Genomic DNA, 21711 nt, shown 5'->3' on the forward strand with positions numbered 1-21711 from the left:
TGAGGGGTGAAAAGGTCTCTATGTTTTCCACGGTACCACCCTCATTTATGAAGCCCGAAAGCTCCACCTCATGGAATCCGGGTATGGATTCCTTTTGATAACAGGTGCGGTGAAACACCTGGTCCTGCCTACTGAGATTCTGTTCAGCATGGACACTCAAGGACGATGTCAGAATAAGTTGTATTTCCGGGCTTCCAGCAACCCCGGCTCTCTGGGAATACAAATTCTTATTCCTTTATTCCTATCGACGTATTCGTCATCATTCAATTGTCAACGAACGTTAGCTTACGTGCGCTTTATCACTGCTGTACACTTTGTATCCATCTGTCGTCGTTACTTTCCTGAACTCCGAAAGCAGGTGATTGGTGACTACGCCTGGAGAACCATCGCCGATTTTCCTTTGATCGACTTCCACCACGGCGATGACTTCTGCTGCAGTTCCAGTCAGGAATACTTCATCAGCCACATACACATCGTGTCTTGTGAACGGTTGCTCTTTGATCTCATAGCCCTTCTCCTCGGCAAGATCCATGATCGCGTTGCGGGTGATCCCTTCGAGCGCTCCCAAATACGTAGGAGGTGTGAGGATTTTGCCGTTTTTGACGATAAAGATATTGTCTGCGGATCCTTCGGTAACATATCCTTGATCGTTAAGCATCAGAGCTTCATCCACACCCATTTGGTTCGCTTCCATCTTAACGAGGATATTATTCAAATAGTTCAATGATTTCACTTGCGGCGGAAGGACGTCCGGTCGGTTTCTCCGACTGGCGACCGACGCGAGCCTTACCCCGCGTTCATATAGTTCTTTCGGGAACAAAGCGAGTGCTTCAGCAATGACAACCAATCGGGGATTGGAACAGCTCCGCGGGTCTAAGCCCAGGTTGCCGGATCCTCTGGAGAGGACGACACGGATGTAAGCTGTTTCCAGTTCATTGCGGCGGACCGTCTCCGCGATAATCTCCGCCAGTTCCTCCTTTTCATATGGGACATCAAGCAGGATCGATTTAGCTGAATCGTAGAGTCGATTCAGGTGGTCATCGAGTTTGAAAATGTTGCCTTCATAGACTCGAATACCTTCGAACACCCCATCTCCATATAAGAAACCGTGATCGTAGACGGAAACGACGGCCTCTTCCTTTTTCACATACTGGCCGCTTAAATAAATCCACTGGCTGCTCATTCTCAGCACTCCTTTCTTTTATAGTTTAATGTTTGAAATCGTAAAAGATTCACTTTGAAAATATGGACCCTAAAAGGTCATTCCTGTTTACCTTTATAAGGGTCCCATTCGGGTCTTTCCACATGAACCAACCGGCCGATCGAAGATAATCGATGTGGTTGATTGAGGACTACTTTAAACCGATTTCGAAAGAAGGTCAACAGGTTTTGAGTAAATTTTCTGAACAGTTCCATTATTCCGATTATGCTAAAAGCGCTTTCATTGTTGCTGTGACTGTCCATGATCGTTCCAACACAGGCTTTCTTTTTTTCTTTTTTATCTTCTTTTCCCAAGGACAGCCCAGGCTGGAGACGTAAAAACCCAACTGGAAATACCCTTCCAAATATACAGGGCATAGAAGGGGTTGTCCCTGTTCTTCCGGCTACTTTTTCTATAAATAGTCATTCGCCCTTCCACATACGCCCCCTGCGACATATTTTGTCACATAGGAAAAGAAAAGGTGGTGAAAGTTATGGGCTGGTATGGCGGCTGTGGATACGGCGGTTACGGTTATGGCGGAGGTAGCACTTTCGTATTGATCGTTGTATTGTTCATCCTTTTGATCATTGTTGGAGCGTCTTTCTATAAGTGCTGATGCGGATGAACAGAACTACCTCTACCCGTTTTAAGTGGTTCTGTTCTAAGTAGAAGCATCTTTCCATTGCATAAAAAAATGGAGCCAGAAGTATTCACCACCTTCTGGTTCTCCATCAAAATTAAATGTATTTACGCGTTTCGATTTCTTTCCGATACATAACCGCACGCAGTCGTTCCTGGTCCTTGGCCGAGATCAGCGTGAACTTCGCCCAGTAGATATTTGTCCCTGTAGTCAGGTCTTCCTGCTTCTTCATGAGTTTAGCCTTTACATCAAAAGATTCTCCATTAAGCGTAAAAACGGTTTGAATAAAAATCCCTTCCTGAATAGGAAGACTGATGGGACTTGTAAACGTTAAACTCGATGTTGTGATATTACTGACGGCCCCACGAAAATACTTGTCGACGAGATTGTTATACTTTACATTATCAATTTGGGAAATCGTCACCTGGCAGTCTGTTTTTGTCACATCAACATTGTAGGAGTTCGGATCGACCGTGACCTTTTTCGCCTCTTTGATCTGTTTCTCCCAATTTTTCTTCTCCTTATTCAATGAATCGATGATGCCGTCTTTCTTTTTGAACTTATGGACGAATACCATGAGGCTGATTAAGAGACCGGCATTCAACAAGACGGCGTACAGGACGACATAAATCATCCGATTACCTCCCTTAAAATAAACCAGAGCAACAACAGAGCCGTTTGGTGCGCTTAAAGACCTTCGACGTTTTTATATTTAATGATAAGGTCCACCCGGTTTTCCACACCGAGCTTATTATAGATGCTTTTCGTGTGGCTTTTTACTGTATTGGCTGATATGTATAGTATTTTGGCGATTTCTATGTTCGTCACACCTTTGAGCAGGAGGGTGAAGATTTTGTGTTCGCTGTAGGTCAGCGTATTGGAGATGGCGCAAGGTTCCGCCGGAAGCTGGGACTGAAGATCCCGAAGCAGTATTTTTACTTTTTGCCTTTCCAGTTGGTCAAGCGTGTTGTCATTTTTCCATGCGTATTCCAAGCTGTTCGATAGCGTTCTCATTTCCTCTTCCGTCATCACGAACGACTGGATTTTCTTCATGACTACCCCCGCTTTCTTCAGTTTTTCCTCTTAATTACAATGTATCATTCGGACTAATACTTTCCCACTACTCCTCAAGGGTAAAAAACCACCCGTTAGTAGTAATTTTTGGATAAAAATACAATATTAATATTATTTTTATAGTGATTTACTTAGAATCAAATAACATATCAAACGATTATAAACTATATGTTTACGGGGATTATATCATTGTTTGGTTCAAGGAGATGATTATTTTTGTATATTATATTGAAATAACGACAATACTATCATGGCGACGGAGCCACCATGTATGTCATCACTGCACACCTCCGGCGCAGACGAAAAACAGCCGTGGATCCTTTTCCACGGCTGTTTCTTTACGTTTTCCACGCTGTTTCTCTTTTATATTCCAAGTTGATGAATGTTTGTTCAAGCTCCGGGAGCGTCATTTCTTCCGTCCGTTTGCCTAAAGGGTCTTCCGTGTACCCGTAATACTTCAAGCGGTCGATCAGCACGTACCTCTTTCCACCTGTACCATGGGATAAATATGGGAGAAGCATTCGTATCAACTCCTAGAATGTATGGGATATAGAAATTAATTCTACACCTTTATCGAATATTCCTCTTATTCACGACTATTTCCTTCCATTTATTTCTTCCCGTTTCCATCCATGTGCGAAAATAAGTGTTTTCTCCTCAAAGAAAAAGGATAAGGATGGATATAATGGAAAGGAGAGTGGGTCATTGGTGAAACATCAACGGTTAGTAAGATACTACGTTCCGAATCAGCTGGAAAGCGAGGGGAAATCTTTCCGGACGAGGACATTGGAAACAGAGGAATATGAACATCTTCTAAGAAACCGCCTGAAAGAGGAAGTCGATGCTTACCATCAAACAGAAGAAAACCGCCATGCTTTGACTGCGCTGGCGGATATCCTAGAGGTTGTCCATGCGTTATCCTATACACACGGCGCCTCCATTGAAGAGCTGGAGCACATCAGACAGCATCGTCGAAAAGTGATGGGCGGATTTCTCACAAAGACCTTACTCATCGATGCCGGCGAATGAATCAATCGATCGGGTCCGCTGCTTTTCCGTAGCGGATGACATCATAAATCGCCATTCCGTCACTCGGTTTCCCGTCTCCGGTCCGATAAGGAAAGAGGGAAAAGAAAATAAAGTACACAGAGAAATAGGTGAACTGATAGAAAAATAGATCGACAGGCAGCACTCCGCTAATGATGCAGGCATTCAAAATCAGGATGATGATCAGGTTGAAGCTGCTGCCTGCCAAATAAATAGCAACGTGCGCCCATTTTTTGTTATAGCGCAGCTTCTCATATTGGCACCATCCCTCCATGAAGTACATCCTCCGCACTTCCAGCGGCCCTAAACAGAACCACTTTTTCCCGGTACCAATGCAGAAACTGATCTTTCCTCCAAACAGCCTTGCAACCAACACGTGCCCTGCCTGGTGAATCAGCGTAACCAAAGGCAGTATCAAAAAGAAATTTATAATGAACATCGGAACATCATTCCATGTAAACATCGGTCTTCCTCCCTGCTAAAGCTAGATGTAACAGGAAGGTTCCCCTTTTTTCCGGGGACAAACCACATCTCGGAAAACTGAATCGATGGTCACAGCTTTTGGTAACTTCTCCAATAATCCGGCCTATTGTCGCAATAGTTCCAACACTTACTTGCGGGTTGTGCACCGGTATCAAATCGATTATGATGGGAATAGTGATTTTTTTACAGAGGAGCGTATTTATGAAACGATCCATATACGGATTGACATTTGAACAACTGACGGACTGGATTACGGAACATGGCGAGAAGAAGTTTCGCTCAAAGCAAGTATGGGACTGGCTGTACCAGAAGCGTGTGACCGAATTCTCCCAAATGAAGAACGTCAACCAATCCCTCATTGATCTGCTTGATGAACACTTTACGATTGAAACGCTGACAGAGGAAATCATGCAGGAATCGAAGGATGGAACGGTTAAGTTCTTGTTTAAACTGGCAGACGGCAATGTTATTGAGACGGTATTGATGCGATTTAATTACGGGTTATCCGTTTGTGTGACCACACAGGTCGGCTGCAACATCGGCTGTTCCTTCTGCGCGAGTGGAATTCTAAGTAAAAACCGTGACCTCTCCAGTGGAGAAATCGTGGAGCAGATCATGCAGGTCCAACAATATTTGGACAAGAAGGGCAAAGACGAGCGCGTAAGCCACATCGTCGTCATGGGAATCGGCGAACCGTTCGATAACTACGATAACTTGATCGACTTCCTGAAAGTCGTTAATGACAAGAAGGGATTATGTATCGGTGCGCGTCATATCACGGTATCGACAAGCGGCATTGCACCGAAGATCTATGATTTCGCTGATGAAGGCATCCAGATCAACCTGGCGCTTTCCATCCATGCTCCAAATAACGAGCTGCGTACGAAAATTATGAAGATCAATAAGGCTTATCCTCTGGAGAAGCTGATGCCTGCGATTGATTACTATTTGGAAAAGACGAACCGCAGAATTACCTTCGAGTACATTTTGTTGAAAGACGTCAACGATCACAAGAAAGAAGCAGAACAGTTGGCAGCACTGCTGAGGGACAAGCGTCACCTCTCCTACGTCAACCTGATTCCTTACAATCCGGTGGCCGACCATCCGTATGACCGGAGCGAGAAGGATGCCATCCTTACGTTCTACCAAACACTGATGGACCGCGGCATCAACTGTGGTGTTCGAACCGAGCACGGCACCGACATCGACGCTGCCTGCGGACAGCTGCGAAGTAAACAGATTGAAAAAGAAAAAGCACGCAAAAAGAAAAATACACCAACAAACTAAAAGCACGAGGCCCCGGCCTCGTGCTTTATTAGATTTCTTCTCCTATACCTCTTTCAAACGGGGGTTGTGTGTGCTCATAGATGACATACTGCTTTCGGCGGCTGTACCAGTGTTGAAGAGCGGCGGCATCCCTTCTCCGCAGGTCCTTCATATTCACCGTCTTCCCATGTTTCGACCGATTTCTGATCTGAATCGTTGCTGTGCCGGCGGCCCGCTGCCACGGCCAGCTTGTTGAACAGACCTCCGTAATCCTGCCGGCTTTCGTCAAATACGTCCGGTTTTGGAAAACGCCGCTCCGGATTTCGATCACATCCTCCTCCCACCCCACGTTTACAGGATAATGATGAAGGAAAGTCCAGAATAAAATTACGCAGAGACCGAACGGTCCCGCAGCGTATAAAGGTAAATCTATCGAGAAAAGTACCCAGGATAAGAAAATCAACAGTACCCCGACAATGAAACAGAAAGCCGCAGTCATCCTCATCACAGGCTTTCTCATCTTCGGTTTCACCGCATATTCGGGAAGTAGATGAAAGAGCATTCCCCTCGCCTGCCGTTCCGGTAAGTACGGAAAAAGGGAAGCACGGTCTTCCTCCTCCTCTTCCCCTGTATTTGCAAGAATGAACGTCACTTTCATTGTTCGAGTCATTCGCTTCCATAACCCCTGCCGGATAATGACAGCCTGAACGGAAGCTTTGGAAAAAGAAATCGTCTTCTCTTCCACGCTTCCTCTTGTTATGTAAAGATGCCTTTCATCTGACGCGATTCTATAATTTCCATACTTTTTATACGTGCGGAAGATTCCGAACACCGCCGACCCAATCATACAGCCGATAATGAACGCAGATACTTGAAACGGTGTAAGATCCTCATGTATCCAGTTCCATACATCCATCCAGTTCATATCAAAAAACTTCGAAAAAAGCGAAAGAAGAAAGGGGATAAAAAAAACGAAGCTTAAGGAAGTGAAAGACGCCATCATCACATCTTTCTTCCCTGCCTGGAAATGTACAACCCTGCCCGGATTTGCTGCTTTCCACTCTTCTGCGGCCGGAGGATGATCCTTGACGGCAGACGTATTCTCCTCCTCTTTTCGCTCCACGTTCCATCCGTATTGAAACAGAGCTTCCAATCGGTCCGCTTCCTTGAGCGTCAGGGAGCGGAAAACCCATTCTGATTCCCCTTCCTGTGACGATCTTAATTGAAGCATCGTCCTCCCGAAAAGCTGATACAGAAATGGAGATTTTCTCTCCACCCCGGTGATGCTGTCGTATGGGAGCGTCTCCATATTTCTTCTAACCAACCCCCTCTGCCACTCTATATACCCTTCTCCCAACGAAAACTTTGTCCCCCACCAGCGGAAGAAAAGATACAATGGGCTTACGGTGATTCCACCTATGTAGACATACCTCGCATACTCGAAAAACCATCCCACGCTGTCTCCCTTAATCCAAAACAGGAGGACATAGAAAAACAGACCATTTACAAGGAAGTGCAAAAAATCAAACACGAAAACCGTTGGATGCTCCCGCTGTGCTTTAATAGTCACCCGCCTCCTTCACGCTTCCGAACCGCGCCGCTTTCTCCTTCAGTTCTTCCGCATGTGCCCTGCTGAGGTAAGGAATGTCATGAACGGAAGTGAGCGTCCGTACCTTGACTGTCCACAAATCGTCCTTCTTCTGAAGCAGCCCTTGATCCATCTGAACATATACGATTTTACTCATTGGGATTTGACACAGCTTCTGCCTGAGACCTGCCCTTTCGCATATGCAGAAATTCCTCATTCCAACCATATTCCCAATTTCTGTACAATAACCGGGTATGATAGATGGACATCGGCAGGGAAAGAAAGACAAAGAGGAGGATACTCCAAAGCATCCATCCGATCCAGTCCGCCCAACCATACACATGATCCACATACAGCAGCACAGCAAGGATACCGAGCACGGCAAAGGTTGCCAGCGCTTCTGTTAGGACGGCTAATTTAACCGCTTTTTCCGAGACTCTGTTTTCTGTTTTCATCCCTTCCACTCTCCCCCTTCCTTTATTCTTCCTGATTTCAATTTAATGGAATTATTTAAATAAAGCAATATATTTTTATCGATAAACAATAAATAATTGTTGATTTAAATAAATTTTGGTATAGTTACTAGAGCTCTACTACACGTTGAAAGGGGATTTCCCAAACTATGAACCCGTTATATAAAATAGGTCGGTAGCTGCTTTGGTGCTTTTTTATTTGGTGTGTCTGCTCAGTATCTTCATGCTTGCCTCCAATATCGGCTACATATGGTACCCAAACAGCGCCTTCACCGCTTCACTCGGCGCCTTCGATCCGCTTTATACTTATTTCGAACTGCACTTCGACACCACACCCGTTGTCTATACGGAACCTTCTTTCCGCTGGCTGTCTTTTGCATCAGAAGCGACGATGACGGTCTTTGCCCTTTTATTTTTATGGTTCCTTCACCAGTTGTTGAAAAACATTCATCATGCCGGATTATTCACGGAGTCAAACGTTACGGTATTGTTCCGCTTCGGCCTTACCGTTTCCATTCTTGGAACAGCATTTGGATATATGGATTCCCGGCTTTCTTCTGCAGCCATTACGGCGCTTGATGTCCGGAACGGCTCAATCGAATTCACCAGCCTCTATCACTTGGATATGCTTTTCGGGGGCATCGTGCTTTTGATCATCGCCTCCGCATTGAAGACAGCCGTCCGCGCAGTCGAAGAGAATAAGAAAACGATATAAGGCGGTTTACTATGATACGAATTCAATTGGATGTCATGATGGCAAAAAGAAAAATGTCGCTGAACGAACTCTCGAAAAAGGTCGGGATCACTCCCGCCAACCTGTCAATCTTGAAAAATGAAAAAGCGAAAGCTGTCCGCTTCACGACGCTTGACGCGCTGTGTAAGGCACTCGACTGCCAGCCCGGTGACCTGCTGGAATACGTAGAGGAATAGTTTCTCAAAAACAAAACCCTTCATTCTACAAACCTCTACAAAAATAGCGATAGCTTCATAGACATGCATCCGCTATAATCCTCTTAGTATTATAAATTTTTTCCAGTAGAGGAGAACATGAAACGAATGAAAAAGACTTTCAGCATCGCGTCATCCATTTTGATCGCAGCCACCGTCCTTGCTACCCCTGCCGCAGCATTTGAAAAAGAAACGCCGGAAATGTGGAAGGCATATCAGGAAAGTAAGGAGCACAAAGTGCAGCTCGCAGCCGAAGAAGACTGGTCCATCACCTATGAAGAAGAGCCGAATGACACATTCGAGCAGGCTCAATCCCTCGAGATCGACAGCTTCATTATCGGCACGTTGACCGATTCCGACAAAGACATGTATAAGATCGAAGTCATCGGCGACCGCCCGGTGGAGTTATCTACCGGTGTATTTTCGACCTTGGAAGATGGAACGGAAATGGAGCTGAACGGCGTCCTTTATGATGCCGATGGAAACAGAATCGAAGCGGAGTTCGAGGATATAGATGAGTATGGATTCGGCGCTTTCTACACGGTCCACCCCGGCACCTATTATATCGAGGCTTCCGACCTGGCAAATCTGGATAACGGGGAAGAATACGGCGTGACTGCTTATGTGTATGTACCGCAGGCAGAAATCGAACGTATTTCCGGAGCCGATCGTTACAAAACAGCAGCTAAGATCGCTATTCGTAAAACCGGTGGCTATCCGGCGGCAGATGTCGTCCTTGCTACAGGCACAGATTATCCTGATGCCCTCGCGGGTGCACCGCTGGCATCCTGGATGGATGCCCCGATTCTTCTGACAAAGAAAGGAAAGCTGCCACAAGTGACGGAATACGCACTGGAAACGCTGGATACGGAACGGGTGACCATACTCGGAGGTACTGGTGCTGTATCCAAAGATGTGGAGAACTATTTGAAGAAGAATCTTGGTCTGGAAGTAGAACGGGTAAGCGGAACGGACCGGTTTGAAACAGCAGCCGCCATCGCCGAGCTGCTTCCGCCTTCCGACGCTGCCATCGTTACCTACGGACGTAACTTCCCGGACGCCTTATCTGCTGCTCCGGTTGCAGCAACTTACGGCCTGCCGATCCTTTTGACAGAAAAAAATTCCCTGCCGAAAGCGACAGAAAAACAGCTGAAGCAGTATGAGCATAGTTTCGCAGTCGGCGGCAGGGGAGCCATCAGCGCAGGCGTATTTAAGAAGCTTCCGGATGCGCAACGGATTGCTGGGTCCGACCGTTATGAAACATCCGTTGCAGTTGCAGAGACGTTCGAGATGGATAACCAATTCGTCCAGATCGCAACAGGCGCAGATTTCGCAGATGCCCTCACAGGATCTGTCTATACGTTTGGCGAGCCGGTGCTGCTGACACCGAAAAAGCAGCTCGCCCCGAGCGTAAAATCCTATTTTGAAGCAAATGAGACAACTTTCTTCCGGATTTTCGGAGGAACCGGAGCAGTCAGTGAAAAAATCGAAGACGAAATCCGCTCCCTTTTCGAATAAATAAAACAAGAGATCATCCATTCCGGCTGATCTCTTTCTATTGGTTGAAGCGTCAGGATATAGGATCGGACGCGTTTTCCTTCCCTGCTTTTATTACCTTACTGCGCTGCCACGTCCGGATCATACTCGGTACTCCTGCGGCCATACTTACAACAAAACTCCACATAGCGTACATCCAGTTCCCTGTAAGTAACGAAACAATAAGGAAGAACAACAGCTGACCGACCAATGCAAACCAGGAAGCGATCCAGGCAAAAGTCATATTTTCTTTCACAGACAGACCTTCTTTCTGCTTAAATTTTCTCCGTAGGCACTGTTAATGCGTGCTGTATAAAAGTAAAAGCCTCTTCTGCGGATGAGAACCGAAAAGCATAGCCATATGTAATCGGCCCCGCCCCTCCATTATCACGGACCGGGAACTGCTTGAAGGACGTGTTATGATTCATGCCCGCGGAAGCTCTCTCCAATTCCTTGTCCGCTTCGACAGTCAACGGATCCAGAACGACGGTTATCGTTTTGTTCGGTAATAGGTAGAGAAACTTCCCACTCGGTCCATGTTCCAGTTCCGTTGATTTCTTGGTAACATTCGTCACACGGTAACCCGCGTCGATCAATCGCTTAATAATATTCCCCATCGATTCAAGCCCCTTCCAACTACTATCATTCTATGTAATAACAAACCTGCATCCGATTGCCGTCAGGATCCCAGAAGTCGAAAAAGCGATTGTCCTTATCTGTTTGAACCGCACTTGTTTTCACTCCACGCTGCTTCAACGCGTCATGGACCTGTTCTGCATTCTCAACAAAGAAGATAGGATAACTTCCTCCACTCTCCGGAACTCCTTCTTCCAGCGTAATTGGCACCCCTCCGGCCTCCGGAGCCAAGACACGGTATCCGTTCCCTCGGAAAACTTCTTTAAGATCAAGAGATTTCTCGTACCAGCAACCTGCCCGTTCGATATCTTTCACCATCAGACATACTGTATCCAATCGTTTCAACACCATCGAGATGCCTTCTTATTCAGGACGAAGCGAGCGTTCCCTGCTCTGTTACCCGCTCTCCTCTTTTGTATAAATCGTGCAGCTCCAATGCTCCGTATTCGCCTTCCTTTTTCCGGACCAGCCGTCCCGGCGCAGTTCCCTTGCAATCAACCGGTTGAAAATACCGTGTCCTACAAGCACCGTATCTCCATGCTCTGCTGCTGCCTCACTCAGGACTTCCGCAGCTTTGTGTGCCCTCGCACGGGCGTAATCAATCGATTCGCAATTGTTCGTATATCCGAATCTCCAGAGGATTCTCAAGGCGACAAGCCACCACTTCGGAGGCTGCCGCCACGTCGGACCCTCGATTTCCGGGAGATCCACTTCATCAAAAAGCGGATCTTGAATAATCGTTCCCCGGGCCTTCAAATGCTTTGCCGATTCAATGGCACGTGCCCGGTGACTGGTGAAGAGGCATGCAGAACCGGATACTTTCCTTACGAGAAAGAAGTCATATTCCTTCTCCGCGACTACTCCAGCTGCATCATAACCTTTAACCCAATCGTTGAACTCCTCCCCGGTGATGGGTTCATTGTTTACCCATGCCGATTTCCCATGTCGAATCAAAGCTATTTCCATCTCCAACCTCCTCCCATGAGATGAGACCCTTATTCCCGGCCTTCATATCTGGAAGCTGTAACCATTATGTATGAAGAAAGAGAGCATATCATCCGAGGGATATGCTCTCTACTTCCTATTCGTCCCTTTTGAACAGTTCCTTATAACTAGTGCCGAGCGTCAAGGCTCCCAAAAGCCCGAAGGCTCCGGCAATCAGCCATACGACACTCTCTGTCGGTGTGTCCGATTGCAGAAGACCGGCCAGTAACCCGAATAAGACGATGACAGCCAACGTTATTTTCTTTTTCAAAAAGAACCCTCCTGTAAGTTTCGCTACTACATGTACGAATTCCTTCCGGTAAACGTTCCCTATCAATTCCACTTCTTCAGCGCATGCCACAAACCTTTCAGCTTCCGCTCAATCGGACGGTCCTTTCCTTCCTGCTGCTTCTGCCATTCATTGTAACTTGCAACCGCAATCAGGACAAGTCCCGCCATCAGCAGGTACACCCACCATGGAACGTTTCCCCAGTATGGTTTGGTTTGATAAAGGACGTTGAAAATAAGAACGCCCATACCGACGAAGAAATACGATTTGATTTTGAACTGCATACCGGCGACCATCGACAGAAGGGAAAGACCTCCGATGATCCATGCATCCCAGATCGTATGGCTCTTTATCGCGTCAACAACGAGATAAGCAGCGACAAGGAGGACTGCGGCGAATTGGATTTTGTTCATCACACCAGGTGCATCCGACCACAGCTTTTTCCTCATGAGAGCGAGTACGACAAGAAGCGGAAGCACTTGAAGCTCTGCCATGAATATGTCCGGAATGGAAGTCTCGTATGCCAGAAGAATAAGCAGGTAGGATGCATATAAACTACCGGCTCCGGCCGTATAAGAAATTCTGTCTGCATTCCGTCCCATCCATTTGGATGCATTGACCCACAGCCATGCCGTCAAAGCAAGAAGCGGAAGGATCCGAATCCATACCGAATCATCACCGAACGACAAACCGTTCAGGAAAAGCAGGTACACAAGCGCAGAGAAAGAATACGCGTCCACCTCATAATTAGAACCGATGAGCATGCGGTGGAATTTCTTCCCTGCAGCAAGAAGCAGAGCTACACATCCAAGGACGACAACAATCTTGATCCCACGATCCCACGCCTGGTTCTCCAGGAGATCGACCAAAATCAAAAGCGGCGCAAATCGGACGATGCTCCAATTTCTCCGGTGCAGGAAATAAAGGATAGAAACCGCATAGGCGAGCGGGAGGAGAAATTCCCAAGGCGCCCACGCCTGTCGGAAGACAGTAAAGTACAGGAGACCGAGGATGGAAAACGGAATCCAATACCATTCCAAGCGGTTTTTCCAAACCAAGGGAAGGACTGCCCAAGCACCAAGAAACAGCGCACTTGCCACCATGAAGATATACCCGCTGAACACATCCTCATACAGAGAATAGTAGCTTCCCAGTGTGAAGAGAAACAGGAAGACTACACTCATCCCGAAGTACAGCATCAGCTTGATTTCCCACTCCCTCTCTGCCTTCCACGCACTGAAAAGATAGACAGCGGCCGGAACGACAAGCAGGATGGGATGGACCGCCGGTTCGGGTGTGACCTGATCAAACAGACAGGCGAGGATAACAAGCGGATGGACGGCGTGTCCGGTCCAATAGAAGTTTGGCTGCATCCCTTCCCACTTCGTGCGTCCAAACTCTCCAAGAGCGACCATCACTACAGGGGCGAATGCAGTAAAGATAAGTAAAGACGCAAAGCTCTCTAATGAGAGCGGTTCGGCTAATGAAAAGTAAAAGAATAAAGTGACGATGGATACCGCAATCCAAAGCGATGACTGACCGGTGGAACAGATGAGCCAGTACAGCATAGCCGTGCCGCCAAGTAAAATCAGCGGAGCGATGAACATCCGGTCCACGTCGGCCGTACCGAGAAAAATTATACCGAAGATATACGCACCTTGACCGATGTTAAAGCTGGACTTCGACAGGCCGTTCTCACCGATCCGCTTCCAGAAAAGATGCAGCAGGCAAAGGATTACACCGGTCAAAGCCAGGTGGAACGGGACGCCGAATGTATCGGCATAGCCGGGCACCCACTCGATCACCTTTAAATACAAGGCACCAGAGGCCGCAAGCCAGGAGGCCGGCTGGATCCATACGACAGCTTTTTCTACAGATTCTGCCGACTGTTTCCACTTCACCACATAGGCAAGACAACCGACAACAAACAGCTGGAACGCGCTGTATCCGTATAGAAGTTCATAAAAGCTGTAGCAGATGGTTCCTGCCATAAGGACTGCCGATACCACGAGACTGCTTTCCTTCACCGATTGGAGCCAAGGCTGTTTCGTCCAGAGTCCGACATAGAGGAGGGTGACAACAGCCGTCAGGAACAGCTCCAGGAACAGTGGGAAGACCGCGATCTGCTCCCATACCTGCCACAAGCCGACATAGAAGAATACCGGCGCCATGTAGCTGAATAATGGATAACGAAGCAGATTGGCCAGCACAAGGTAGTTGCCTGCCACGACTAAATAAGCGGCGGCAAACATCCAGGAACTTTCGCCTTCTCTGAGTAAAACACTCTCGTAGCTGATATATAAGAAGGCACAGAACGAGACGACGGCACTTGTATAACGGAACACCTTCTGAATAAAGTCGTGATTCCGGAAAGCATAGGCGAAGCCGAGATAAACTCCTCCAGCGACGGCGTAAACGACCCCGTCCACAGCCTGAAGCGGTGTATGGTCGACGAGTTGATAAACGGCATACACGAACATGACGGAGAAGACGAACTGATATTCCTTCGTACGGTACACGAATACCATCGCCATATAAATACAGGCGGTAAGCAGAAGGTTAAAGCTGTACAGCACCTCATTTTCTAAAAAGAATAAAAGCAGCATCGTCGAAAGGATCAAATTCAACTGAGCATATAAAGGCAGTTCTTTCGTAAACAGACGCCACTTGTCAAACGTGCCGTATTTCGTATAAATCACCAGCAGCCCTGCATTGAATACCATTAGAAACGTATAGAAAACGTCTATCGACAGCGGCAGAGCACCCAGTGCAAAACCGACCGTCAACGAAAGAAAGACAAGCGATATCCAGACATACAGACGTGATTGATGATCGAACGCATGCTTTACGTATAAAGGAAGCGGCAGAAAGGCACCTAAAAATCCGAGCAGGTATCTCCCTTCCCCGGCCAAAGAGAGGAAGCTCCCGAACAGCTCGAAATACCCGATGGCGACGACAGCGATCGGAATCAACAGACTTCCGAGCGTCAAAAAGGCGAAGGCCGTCTTTTGGATCTTCAAGAACCGCTGCGTTCCATAACTGAGACTGTAGAAGAACAAAGAAACGAACGCGATGGAAAACACCTTCATCCCTGCCCCCATCTGGTCCCACTGGCTTGTCGCAACGATCAACCCGGTAATGAGAAGGAGCGCGACACCAAGAATGAGTGACCACGTGATATTCCGCTCGCGGACCTCTTCCTTTGATTGCCTTACAGGTTCCGGCTTTTTAACAGCAGGAGAGGGCTTCTCCTGCACCGGTACAGGGGGATCGACACGCACGTCCTCCTTATTCTCACGTTCCACTCTTCTGTCGTGCAGGTACTTTACACTCGCATCCATGACCGTACGATACGTTTCTTCGGATAAGTAATCCTCCCTCCGAAGATGAGCCAATCTCTCTTTAAACACATCATGCTGTGTATCTTCTGATGAATGATTCATAGCATCCTCCCCTCTCCCTCTATCTTACGAACCGGACGCTCCGGCTTATGCAGACGTGTGGATCTGCCTTTATGGATGACCGATCGTTATGTAATTCAAATAATAGTTGACTGCCATCAACAAAAAGAAGCTGAAGAGCATGACGGTATTGACGATCATCAGCCAATACTTCTCAATAAACGCGGCAAAGAGAATACCGATTGGTCCGAACAGGAAGGTAGCCATCCAAAGCGGGCTGTCCGACCGGAAAAACAGATTCGGAATCCAGACGATGATACAGATCAAAAAGCATACCAGTGAGGAAATGTAATAGATTCTTTTTCTTTCCATCGCACCAAAAACCCCCAACTAATCTATGATGTAACATACACGAAATGGAAATTCTATCTTATCGTACCACAGCTTGGAATTCTATGACGAAATTTGTATAAAATAAGGTGCTTCCCGGCTGTTCTTCTACATAAAAAAAGTCCGGTCCTATACTAAGAACCAGACTAACAGGCTGTGGAGAGACATCATTTTCCAGGGCTTGATGCGGGAAACAGGCGCTTCAAACCAAAAAAAGTAAATGAGACGGTCAGCGGATAATGAAATCCCCCGACTTCGTATCTACTGTTAAAGCAGGCGCCTTACCGCTTCCACGCATCCCTTTCAAGCGGTGCTCTTCCTTCTCTTCATAAACGAGGTCATCCAGACGAACGGTGCCGTCCCCGGAATGAGATGCGAATTGGACCTCAAGATTTTTCGGTTCCTTTCCTTGGTAATCCCAAGCCACATCCCCACTGTGGGTCTTTATGTCTGCCGTTCCATGAATCGAAGGCTCCTTCACGATCACATCGCCGGAATGCGTGGATAAACCCAGCTCTTTCCCTGACAGTTCTTCGAAACGGAAGGATCCGCTTTGGGATTTCCAGTCACCCGAACCTACCTCATTTTGCTCCAACGACACATCCCCGCTCTCTGTTTTCCAGTGCAGGGTGGAAAACTCGCTGTCTACCATTTGAAAATCACCGGAAGCGGTATCTACGTCCGCCTCCTTCCCCTTCAGAGACTCTATCCGGATATCGCCGGACTCGCTTTTAATCGTGACAGATGCAAACAGTTCTTCAGGAATCGCGATCTCCACTTCCGGTCCTTTTGATTGAAGACCGAACGAGAGATTGACAGACGGTCCGGAGTCAAGCTGCTGAAGTGTCCACGTCCTTTTCCCTTCCTTTACAGCGTACATCTCTTTATTCCGTTTATTAGCAGGGCCCTTATACACCAACGTCAGTTCCTCTCCCTCTGCAGGAACGAGATGAACATCCATCGATGTCACGTCCATCTTAAGATTCTTCAGCTCTGATATGTCGTACTTCTCTGTTGCCTGTAACTTCTTCCGCATCAATCACGAATAAAGAGACGATGCTCCCGATCCCACTTACGACGAACACACTGACTAATACGATCCACCACTTCTTCATGCTCATTCTCCTTTAATGAGATGCCTATTGTATTTCAGATACGTCAAACTTCCTTTATACAGCCATTTACCTAAATGCCACAAACCGATCATCAGCATGATGCCGCCGCTGCCCATCGTCATCGCCATGAAAAAGTCGGCAAAGATATTAGAATACGTCCGGGTGATGAGCATGAACAGGAAGGCAAACGGCGTCAATGCCAGTGCTGCTGCCGTAGCGACCAAGCCGACATAAATCCCGAGAATGCCTAGTGCCGGACCGAGTACGATGACAAGGTTAAAAAGGCTCAAACTGAGACTTGCCAGAATGGCACGGAAGATATTCGGAAAGGTGCGATGCTTCTCCGCCTTCTCTATCAATGTACTGGCGATATATTCCTTCGCTACCTGCTTCGGGTGCCCCAGTTCACGGATTACCTCCTCCTCTTCCCTGCCTTCCTTCATCCCGACGCGGATGTGTTCCTCGTAATCAAATAAGATTTCCTTTCGTTCCTCTTCCGGGAGACCGCGCAGCTCCCGTGCCAATCGATCCATGAATACGGCCTTCTTCATTCCTTCATCCTCCTTTTATCCATCAACCCATTGACGGCTTCCGCTAAACGCGTCCATTCCTCCATGAGCGTTTCCATCCTCTGTGTTCCTTCTTCGGTCAACTGGTAGTATTTCCTCGCCGGCCCCTCCCTCGACGGAGCCATATACGTGTCCAAGTACGCCTCTTTCGTCAACCTCCGGAGCAGGGGATACAACGAGCCCTCCCCGATCTCCATATGTTCGGATATATTTTGAGCGAGCTCGTAGCCGTACTGATCTTTCTCTGCAATCAAGATCAACACACACAGCTCAAGCGCCCCTTTCTTGAATTGTATATTCAGTCTGACACCAACTTTCCATTTGTTGGTATAAGAATATCACTCAGTAGTGAACATTGCAAGGTACTGGATGAAAAAAATGAAAGTCCTGAGACTTTCCATGGACCCGCTAAGCCTTGGTTTCTTTTTTCTCCAAAAAATACTTGATCCCTGCCACCGTCCCGATACCGAGCAGGGCGTAATGCAGTCCTGTCACTGTGGACTGCGGAGTAATGCCGTTCTGCCAGAAAGAAAATGCAACCCCGAGCACGATAGCAAGAATCGGAATGAACCGGTTCGGTACCCTGTCCGTCTGCCGGATGGCATAAAGGACGAGCGCAAGGCCTGCATACGGTGTGAACCCTGTCATGAAGTCCATCATCATCCTCATTTCTTTATTAAGACATATACTTATACGTATTCACAGCCAATCCTTTCAAGTACGCCAACGACAAAAAGCGTCCTGCTTCCATCAGCAGGACGCTCTTCTTATATCTGTTGAATTCCCTCTACAAGTGTTTCAATCAGGAAATTCAAGTCTTCTTCTTCGATGACAAGCGGTGGAGCAAGCGTCAGAACATTATTGAACCCGGCAACGGTCATGCCGTTCTTGCCAATGATGATCCCCTTCTCCTTGCAGTAACCGATGACTTTATTCACCTTGCTTATGTCGAGCGGATCCTTCGATGCCTTATCCCGGACAAGCTCGATCCCTACAAGAAGCCCCTTCCCTCTCACATCTCCGACATGCGGGTGGGACTGGAGACGGTCGGATAATTCATTTCTTAAAAGGGACCCCAACTGTTTCGAACGATCGAAAAGATTCTCCTGTTCCATAATTTCAATGTTTTTCAGCGCGACGGCGCAGGCGGCAGGATGACCACCGAACGTATTGATATGACGGAAGAAATCATACGCATCCTCCCCCGAGAACGCCTCGTAGATATCCCGGCGGACAGCTGTGGCAGACAAAGGCTGATAGGCACTCGTAATTCCTTTCGCCATCGTAATGATATCCGGTTTCACACCATAATTCATGAAGCCGAACGGTTCGCCCGTGCGTCCGAAACCGCAGATAACTTCATCGACGATCAGAAGCGCCCCGTGCTTCTCGCATACCGCTTTCACTTCTTTTAAATATGATTCCGGCGGTGTAATGATTCCACCTCCGGTGATGATCGGTTCCATGATGACGCCGGCGATGGATTCGCTCATTTCCCATGTCATCACTTGATCGATTTCCTTCGCTCCCCATCGGTCTGATTCATCGTGGTTATTCCGGTACGTATCCGGCGGAGCGACATGGAGGAATCCCGGGGCGAGCGGTTCGTACTTAAACTTTCTTTGGGCCTGACCTGTTGCAGAAAGGGCAGCGGCGGAATTGCCGTGGTAAGCCCTGTAGCGGGAAATGAATTTAGAACGATAGGTATCCCCTTTTTGCTGATGATACTGCCGGGCAATCTTGAAACCCGCTTCATTCGCCTCCGAGCCGCTGTTGGAGAAGAAGATAACGTACTCATCTCCGAGCATTTGATTAAGCTTTTCCCCCAGCTTGATGGCGGATTCATGACTCTGGCTCATCGGCATATAGGACAGCTGTTTGATTTGATCATAAGCCGCCCGGGCAAGCTCCTCCCGTCCGTAGCCGATATTCACACACCAAAGGCCGGACATCGCATCCAGATAACGGTTGCCGTCGACATCCGTGATCCAGGCGCCTTTCCCCTCTTTTACAATCATCGTTTCCTTAGGATTGTACGGCTTCATGCCGTGCCATACATACTTCTCATCCTGAGCGTGCAGTTCACTTTTAACATCCGCTTTTGCCATCTTGCCGCCTCCTTTATTTGGTTACTTCCATTATCTGATATGACAAAGGCAGGCGCATTAGACATTGTGTCAAACACTCAACGTTCCATTTAAACATTTTGACTATAAAAAAACGCATCCCAGTGGATACGTTCTGTTCAGCCGGTTAAGAGACTTAAAACAACAAATATAAGGATGTAAGAACAGCCTTTGAGTACAGGGAGCAGGGAAGTGGGCAGACTCCGACCTAAAGGAGAAAGCAGGAAGAAGGCTCGCCTGCCGTGCCCTAGAGAGCGCCCCATTTTCCGGGAAACACCACCTTCTCCTATTATCCCTCTTCAACAAGTAAGGTACACACGTGTTTTCAATGGATCGTTTCCTGATATTCATGAGCGAGGAGGGCAAATTCGATGACCTGCCTTTTCTCAGACTCCATAAAATCAGCGCCAAGAAGCATTTCCAGCTTTTCCAGTCGATGGTAAAGCGTCTGACGGACGACAAACACCCGGCTGGCCGTTTCCTTCTTGGATCCGTTGCATGCTAAGTAGACCCGCAGCGTTTCCAATAGATTCGTATGATGCTTTTCATCATAGTCAATGATCGGCTCCAGGTATTCATGGACGAGACTGTCGAGACTGCTGTGTTTATGTACGAGGGAGATCAGCCGGTACATGTGCATATCATCATAAAAATACTTTTCGTTCCCGCATGGAAGCTTATCCTGAATTCCGAGTGTCTCCTGGGCCGTCTCGTAGCTCTCCCATAATTGATCCAGACGCTTCACATATTTCCCACCTGCAATTTGGAAGGATTCGATGCTCGAATCATGAAGCATGCTGATCTTGCACAGCCGGTCGATTCCCTTCTTCAAACGCGGCTTCCACTCTTCTCCGTCCTTTTTATCGAGAAGAATAAAGGTCAGCAAATGGCGTTTCTCGACAGGAAATACGAAGTAACCGTTCTGATCGAAAATGTTATGAAGCAGCATATTTAAATACGTAATATCCGGATTGTTGGCCTGTGATTCACTCATATGCAGCTTCACGGTCAAAACGATAGCGCCGGAGATTTCCGAACGGATTTTATAATGGGTAAGATGATCTCTGATTTCCTCCATGGTGTGCACCCCCTGCAGCCATTCGACGAGCCATTCCGTCTCCTTGGCTTTCCGCTTCTCCTCGGTGTAGAGCTCCCGGAGCAGATATTGAGCAAGCGCCGTTGCTGTCCGGTCAAGGAGAAGGGATTCAAATTCACCGAACTCTCTCCGGTTGCACACTAAATAGATCGAAGCGAACTCGCGGTCGAAAACGTGAACCGGCTGTTTGATCACGTGCTTCGACTGTTCCTTCGACCGGCGGTTCAGATCAGAAATAACCTTCTCCCGATCCACTTCCCGAAGTCCGGGAATGGTTACGACTTTATGATCTTTCGCAATATAAACCAGCTGGCAGTTGACATACTGCTGGAGATATTTAAGAATTTCAAAATAATTGTCAATAGCAAGCACGCGCTTATTCAGTCGCTGCGCATAATCTTCCAGATTCGAAATGAGTTCGTATTGATGATTGATTAAATTGGCGTGGATATCCTGAGTAATCTCGACGAACGAGACCTCCTCTTCGAAAACGATGATCGGGAAATCATTTTCCTCTGCAATCGACAGGGCTTCATCAGAAATGGCGTGAACGAAGCTGCCTAACTCGATGCAGATGCCTGCGACTTTCCGGTCGATCAGCTGATGAAGAAGGTGGACAAACAACCCGTCGTCATCCTTCCAGCCGAAGCCGGTGGATAATACAAGCTCTCCGCCTTTCAAATTACTGCGTACATCAATCATTTCGAATACATGGACCCACTTGACCAGGCGGTTCATTCCATTATGTCCTGCAATGACCTTTGCAGAATCGAAGTGCTTTCTGTTCAAGACATCCTTCATTGAAATGCGATACTTCATAGAAATACCCCTCTTCCAAAGTACTACAAA

The 21711-nt window shown here is 47.4% G+C and carries 28 protein-coding genes; 6 read left to right on the forward strand and 22 right to left on the reverse strand.

Annotation, left to right across the window (positions count from 1 at the left end):
- Positions 1 to 280 precede the first annotated feature (280 nt).
- A complete protein-coding gene (ilvE, locus tag D479_RS10060; RefSeq protein ID WP_008636505.1) occupies positions 281 to 1183 on the reverse strand; it encodes a branched-chain-amino-acid transaminase in 903 nt (300 codons plus the stop codon).
- 511 nt (positions 1184 to 1694) lie between these two features.
- Here ilvE and D479_RS20220 point away from each other — a divergent pair.
- Positions 1695 to 1817 carry a YjcZ family sporulation protein gene (locus tag D479_RS20220; protein WP_008636509.1) on the forward strand — a complete coding sequence of 41 codons (123 nt, stop codon included), beginning with the start codon at positions 1695 to 1697 and terminating at the stop codon, positions 1815 to 1817.
- Between the two features lie 121 nt (positions 1818 to 1938).
- Here the strand turns inward: D479_RS20220 and D479_RS10075 are convergent, their stop codons facing one another.
- The 3 genes from D479_RS10075 to D479_RS10085 all read right to left on the reverse strand — a co-directional run bounded on the left by D479_RS10075 (position 1939) and on the right by D479_RS10085 (position 3436).
- On the reverse strand, positions 1939 to 2475 hold the full coding sequence (locus tag D479_RS10075) for a hypothetical protein (RefSeq protein WP_008636512.1): 537 nt from the start codon (positions 2473 to 2475) through the stop codon (positions 1939 to 1941).
- 53 nt (positions 2476 to 2528) lie between these two features.
- Complete coding sequence (locus tag D479_RS19910; RefSeq protein ID WP_008636514.1) at positions 2529 to 2894, reverse strand: LuxR C-terminal-related transcriptional regulator; 366 nt, start codon at positions 2892 to 2894, stop codon at positions 2529 to 2531.
- Positions 2895 to 3253: 359 nt separating this feature from the next.
- On the reverse strand, positions 3254 to 3436 hold the full coding sequence (locus D479_RS10085; protein WP_008636515.1) for a hypothetical protein: 183 nt from the start codon (positions 3434 to 3436) through the stop codon (positions 3254 to 3256).
- A gap of 184 nt (positions 3437 to 3620) precedes the next feature.
- On the opposite strand from D479_RS10085, the gene D479_RS10090 reads away from it, so the two are divergent.
- On the forward strand, positions 3621 to 3944 hold the full coding sequence (locus D479_RS10090) for a nucleoside triphosphate pyrophosphohydrolase (RefSeq protein ID WP_008636516.1): 324 nt from the start codon (positions 3621 to 3623) through the stop codon (positions 3942 to 3944).
- 1 nt (position 3945) lies between these two features.
- Here the strand turns inward: D479_RS10090 and D479_RS10095 are convergent, their stop codons facing one another.
- Positions 3946 to 4425, reverse strand: coding sequence for a site-2 protease family protein (locus D479_RS10095; RefSeq protein WP_008636517.1), 480 nt, complete (start codon positions 4423 to 4425; stop codon positions 3946 to 3948).
- Between the two features lie 221 nt (positions 4426 to 4646).
- Here D479_RS10095 and rlmN point away from each other — a divergent pair, with 221 nt between their 5' ends.
- On the forward strand, positions 4647 to 5732 hold the full coding sequence (gene rlmN / locus D479_RS10100) for a 23S rRNA (adenine(2503)-C(2))-methyltransferase RlmN (RefSeq protein WP_008636518.1): 1086 nt from the start codon (positions 4647 to 4649) through the stop codon (positions 5730 to 5732).
- Between the two features lie 28 nt (positions 5733 to 5760).
- Here rlmN and D479_RS10105 read toward each other — a convergent pair whose 3' ends face one another.
- From D479_RS10105 to D479_RS20735, 3 genes are read right to left on the reverse strand one after another with little or no spacing between them, the layout of a single operon-like run.
- Positions 5761 to 7281: a PH domain-containing protein gene (locus tag D479_RS10105; RefSeq protein WP_008636519.1), complete on the reverse strand. Its 1521-nt coding sequence runs from the start codon at positions 7279 to 7281 to the stop codon at positions 5761 to 5763.
- Positions 7271 to 7456, reverse strand: coding sequence for a PH domain-containing protein (locus tag D479_RS20730; RefSeq protein WP_008636520.1), 186 nt, complete (start codon positions 7454 to 7456; stop codon positions 7271 to 7273). Before D479_RS20730 ends, D479_RS10105 begins: the two co-directional genes overlap by 11 nt.
- Positions 7449 to 7754, reverse strand: coding sequence for a hypothetical protein (locus D479_RS20735; protein ID WP_193743881.1), 306 nt, complete (start codon positions 7752 to 7754; stop codon positions 7449 to 7451). The genes D479_RS20730 and D479_RS20735 overlap by 8 nt, the downstream gene beginning before the upstream one ends.
- Before the next feature lie 205 nt (positions 7755 to 7959).
- Here D479_RS20735 and D479_RS10120 point away from each other — a divergent pair, with 205 nt between their 5' ends.
- From D479_RS10120 to D479_RS19915, 3 genes are all read left to right on the forward strand, one after another.
- On the forward strand, positions 7960 to 8487 hold the full coding sequence (locus tag D479_RS10120; RefSeq protein ID WP_008636522.1) for a DUF2975 domain-containing protein: 528 nt from the start codon (positions 7960 to 7962) through the stop codon (positions 8485 to 8487).
- Between the two features lie 11 nt (positions 8488 to 8498).
- Positions 8499 to 8702: a helix-turn-helix transcriptional regulator gene (locus tag D479_RS10125; RefSeq protein WP_008636523.1), complete on the forward strand. Its 204-nt coding sequence runs from the start codon at positions 8499 to 8501 to the stop codon at positions 8700 to 8702.
- Between the two features lie 117 nt (positions 8703 to 8819).
- Positions 8820 to 10238 (forward strand): cell wall-binding repeat-containing protein, encoded by a 1419-nt coding sequence (locus D479_RS19915; RefSeq protein WP_081594808.1) that lies wholly within the window; start codon positions 8820 to 8822, stop codon positions 10236 to 10238.
- Between the two features lie 52 nt (positions 10239 to 10290).
- On the opposite strand, the gene D479_RS10135 is transcribed toward D479_RS19915, so the two are convergent.
- From D479_RS10135 to D479_RS10195, 14 genes are all read right to left on the reverse strand, one after another.
- Positions 10291 to 10512 carry a hypothetical protein gene (locus D479_RS10135; RefSeq protein ID WP_008636543.1) on the reverse strand — a complete coding sequence of 74 codons (222 nt, stop codon included), beginning with the start codon at positions 10510 to 10512 and terminating at the stop codon, positions 10291 to 10293.
- A 19-nt stretch (positions 10513 to 10531) separates the two neighbouring features.
- Positions 10532 to 10873, reverse strand: a complete 342-nt coding sequence (locus tag D479_RS10140) for a hypothetical protein (protein WP_008636544.1) — start codon at positions 10871 to 10873, stop codon at positions 10532 to 10534.
- Between the two features lie 25 nt (positions 10874 to 10898).
- On the reverse strand, positions 10899 to 11243 hold the full coding sequence (locus D479_RS10145) for a VOC family protein (RefSeq protein WP_008636545.1): 345 nt from the start codon (positions 11241 to 11243) through the stop codon (positions 10899 to 10901).
- Positions 11244 to 11288: 45 nt separating this feature from the next.
- Complete coding sequence (locus D479_RS10150) at positions 11289 to 11858, reverse strand: histidine phosphatase family protein (protein WP_008636546.1); 570 nt, start codon at positions 11856 to 11858, stop codon at positions 11289 to 11291.
- A gap of 115 nt (positions 11859 to 11973) precedes the next feature.
- Complete coding sequence (locus D479_RS20740; protein WP_161484891.1) at positions 11974 to 12147, reverse strand: hypothetical protein; 174 nt, start codon at positions 12145 to 12147, stop codon at positions 11974 to 11976.
- 62 nt (positions 12148 to 12209) lie between these two features.
- Positions 12210 to 15608 (reverse strand): hypothetical protein, encoded by a 3399-nt coding sequence (locus D479_RS10160; protein WP_008636548.1) that lies wholly within the window; start codon positions 15606 to 15608, stop codon positions 12210 to 12212.
- Positions 15609 to 15677: 69 nt separating this feature from the next.
- Positions 15678 to 15938 (reverse strand): hypothetical protein, encoded by a 261-nt coding sequence (locus tag D479_RS10165; RefSeq protein WP_008636549.1) that lies wholly within the window; start codon positions 15936 to 15938, stop codon positions 15678 to 15680.
- 247 nt (positions 15939 to 16185) lie between these two features.
- Complete coding sequence (locus tag D479_RS10170) at positions 16186 to 16932, reverse strand: DUF4097 family beta strand repeat-containing protein (protein ID WP_008636550.1); 747 nt, start codon at positions 16930 to 16932, stop codon at positions 16186 to 16188.
- 1 nt (position 16933) lies between these two features.
- Entirely contained in the window at positions 16934 to 17071 is a 138-nt protein-coding gene (locus tag D479_RS20745) for a hypothetical protein (RefSeq protein ID WP_193743882.1), read from the reverse strand.
- Positions 17072 to 17073: 2 nt separating this feature from the next.
- Complete coding sequence (locus tag D479_RS10175; RefSeq protein WP_008636551.1) at positions 17074 to 17622, reverse strand: DUF1700 domain-containing protein; 549 nt, start codon at positions 17620 to 17622, stop codon at positions 17074 to 17076.
- A complete protein-coding gene (locus tag D479_RS10180; RefSeq protein ID WP_026578393.1) occupies positions 17619 to 17942 on the reverse strand; it encodes a PadR family transcriptional regulator in 324 nt (107 codons plus the stop codon). Before D479_RS10180 ends, D479_RS10175 begins: the two co-directional genes overlap by 4 nt.
- Before the next feature lie 106 nt (positions 17943 to 18048).
- Positions 18049 to 18297 (reverse strand): phage holin family protein, encoded by a 249-nt coding sequence (locus D479_RS10185; RefSeq protein WP_008636553.1) that lies wholly within the window; start codon positions 18295 to 18297, stop codon positions 18049 to 18051.
- Positions 18298 to 18407: 110 nt separating this feature from the next.
- On the reverse strand, positions 18408 to 19748 hold the full coding sequence (locus tag D479_RS10190; protein ID WP_008636554.1) for an aspartate aminotransferase family protein: 1341 nt from the start codon (positions 19746 to 19748) through the stop codon (positions 18408 to 18410).
- 343 nt (positions 19749 to 20091) lie between these two features.
- Entirely contained in the window at positions 20092 to 21681 is a 1590-nt protein-coding gene (locus D479_RS10195) for a PucR family transcriptional regulator (RefSeq protein WP_008636555.1), read from the reverse strand.
- Positions 21682 to 21711: the final 30 nt, after the last annotated feature.

This window comes from Halobacillus sp. BAB-2008 (assembly GCF_000328325.1).
In the GTDB taxonomy this organism is placed as follows: Bacteria; Bacillota; Bacilli; order Bacillales; family Halobacillaceae; genus Halobacillus.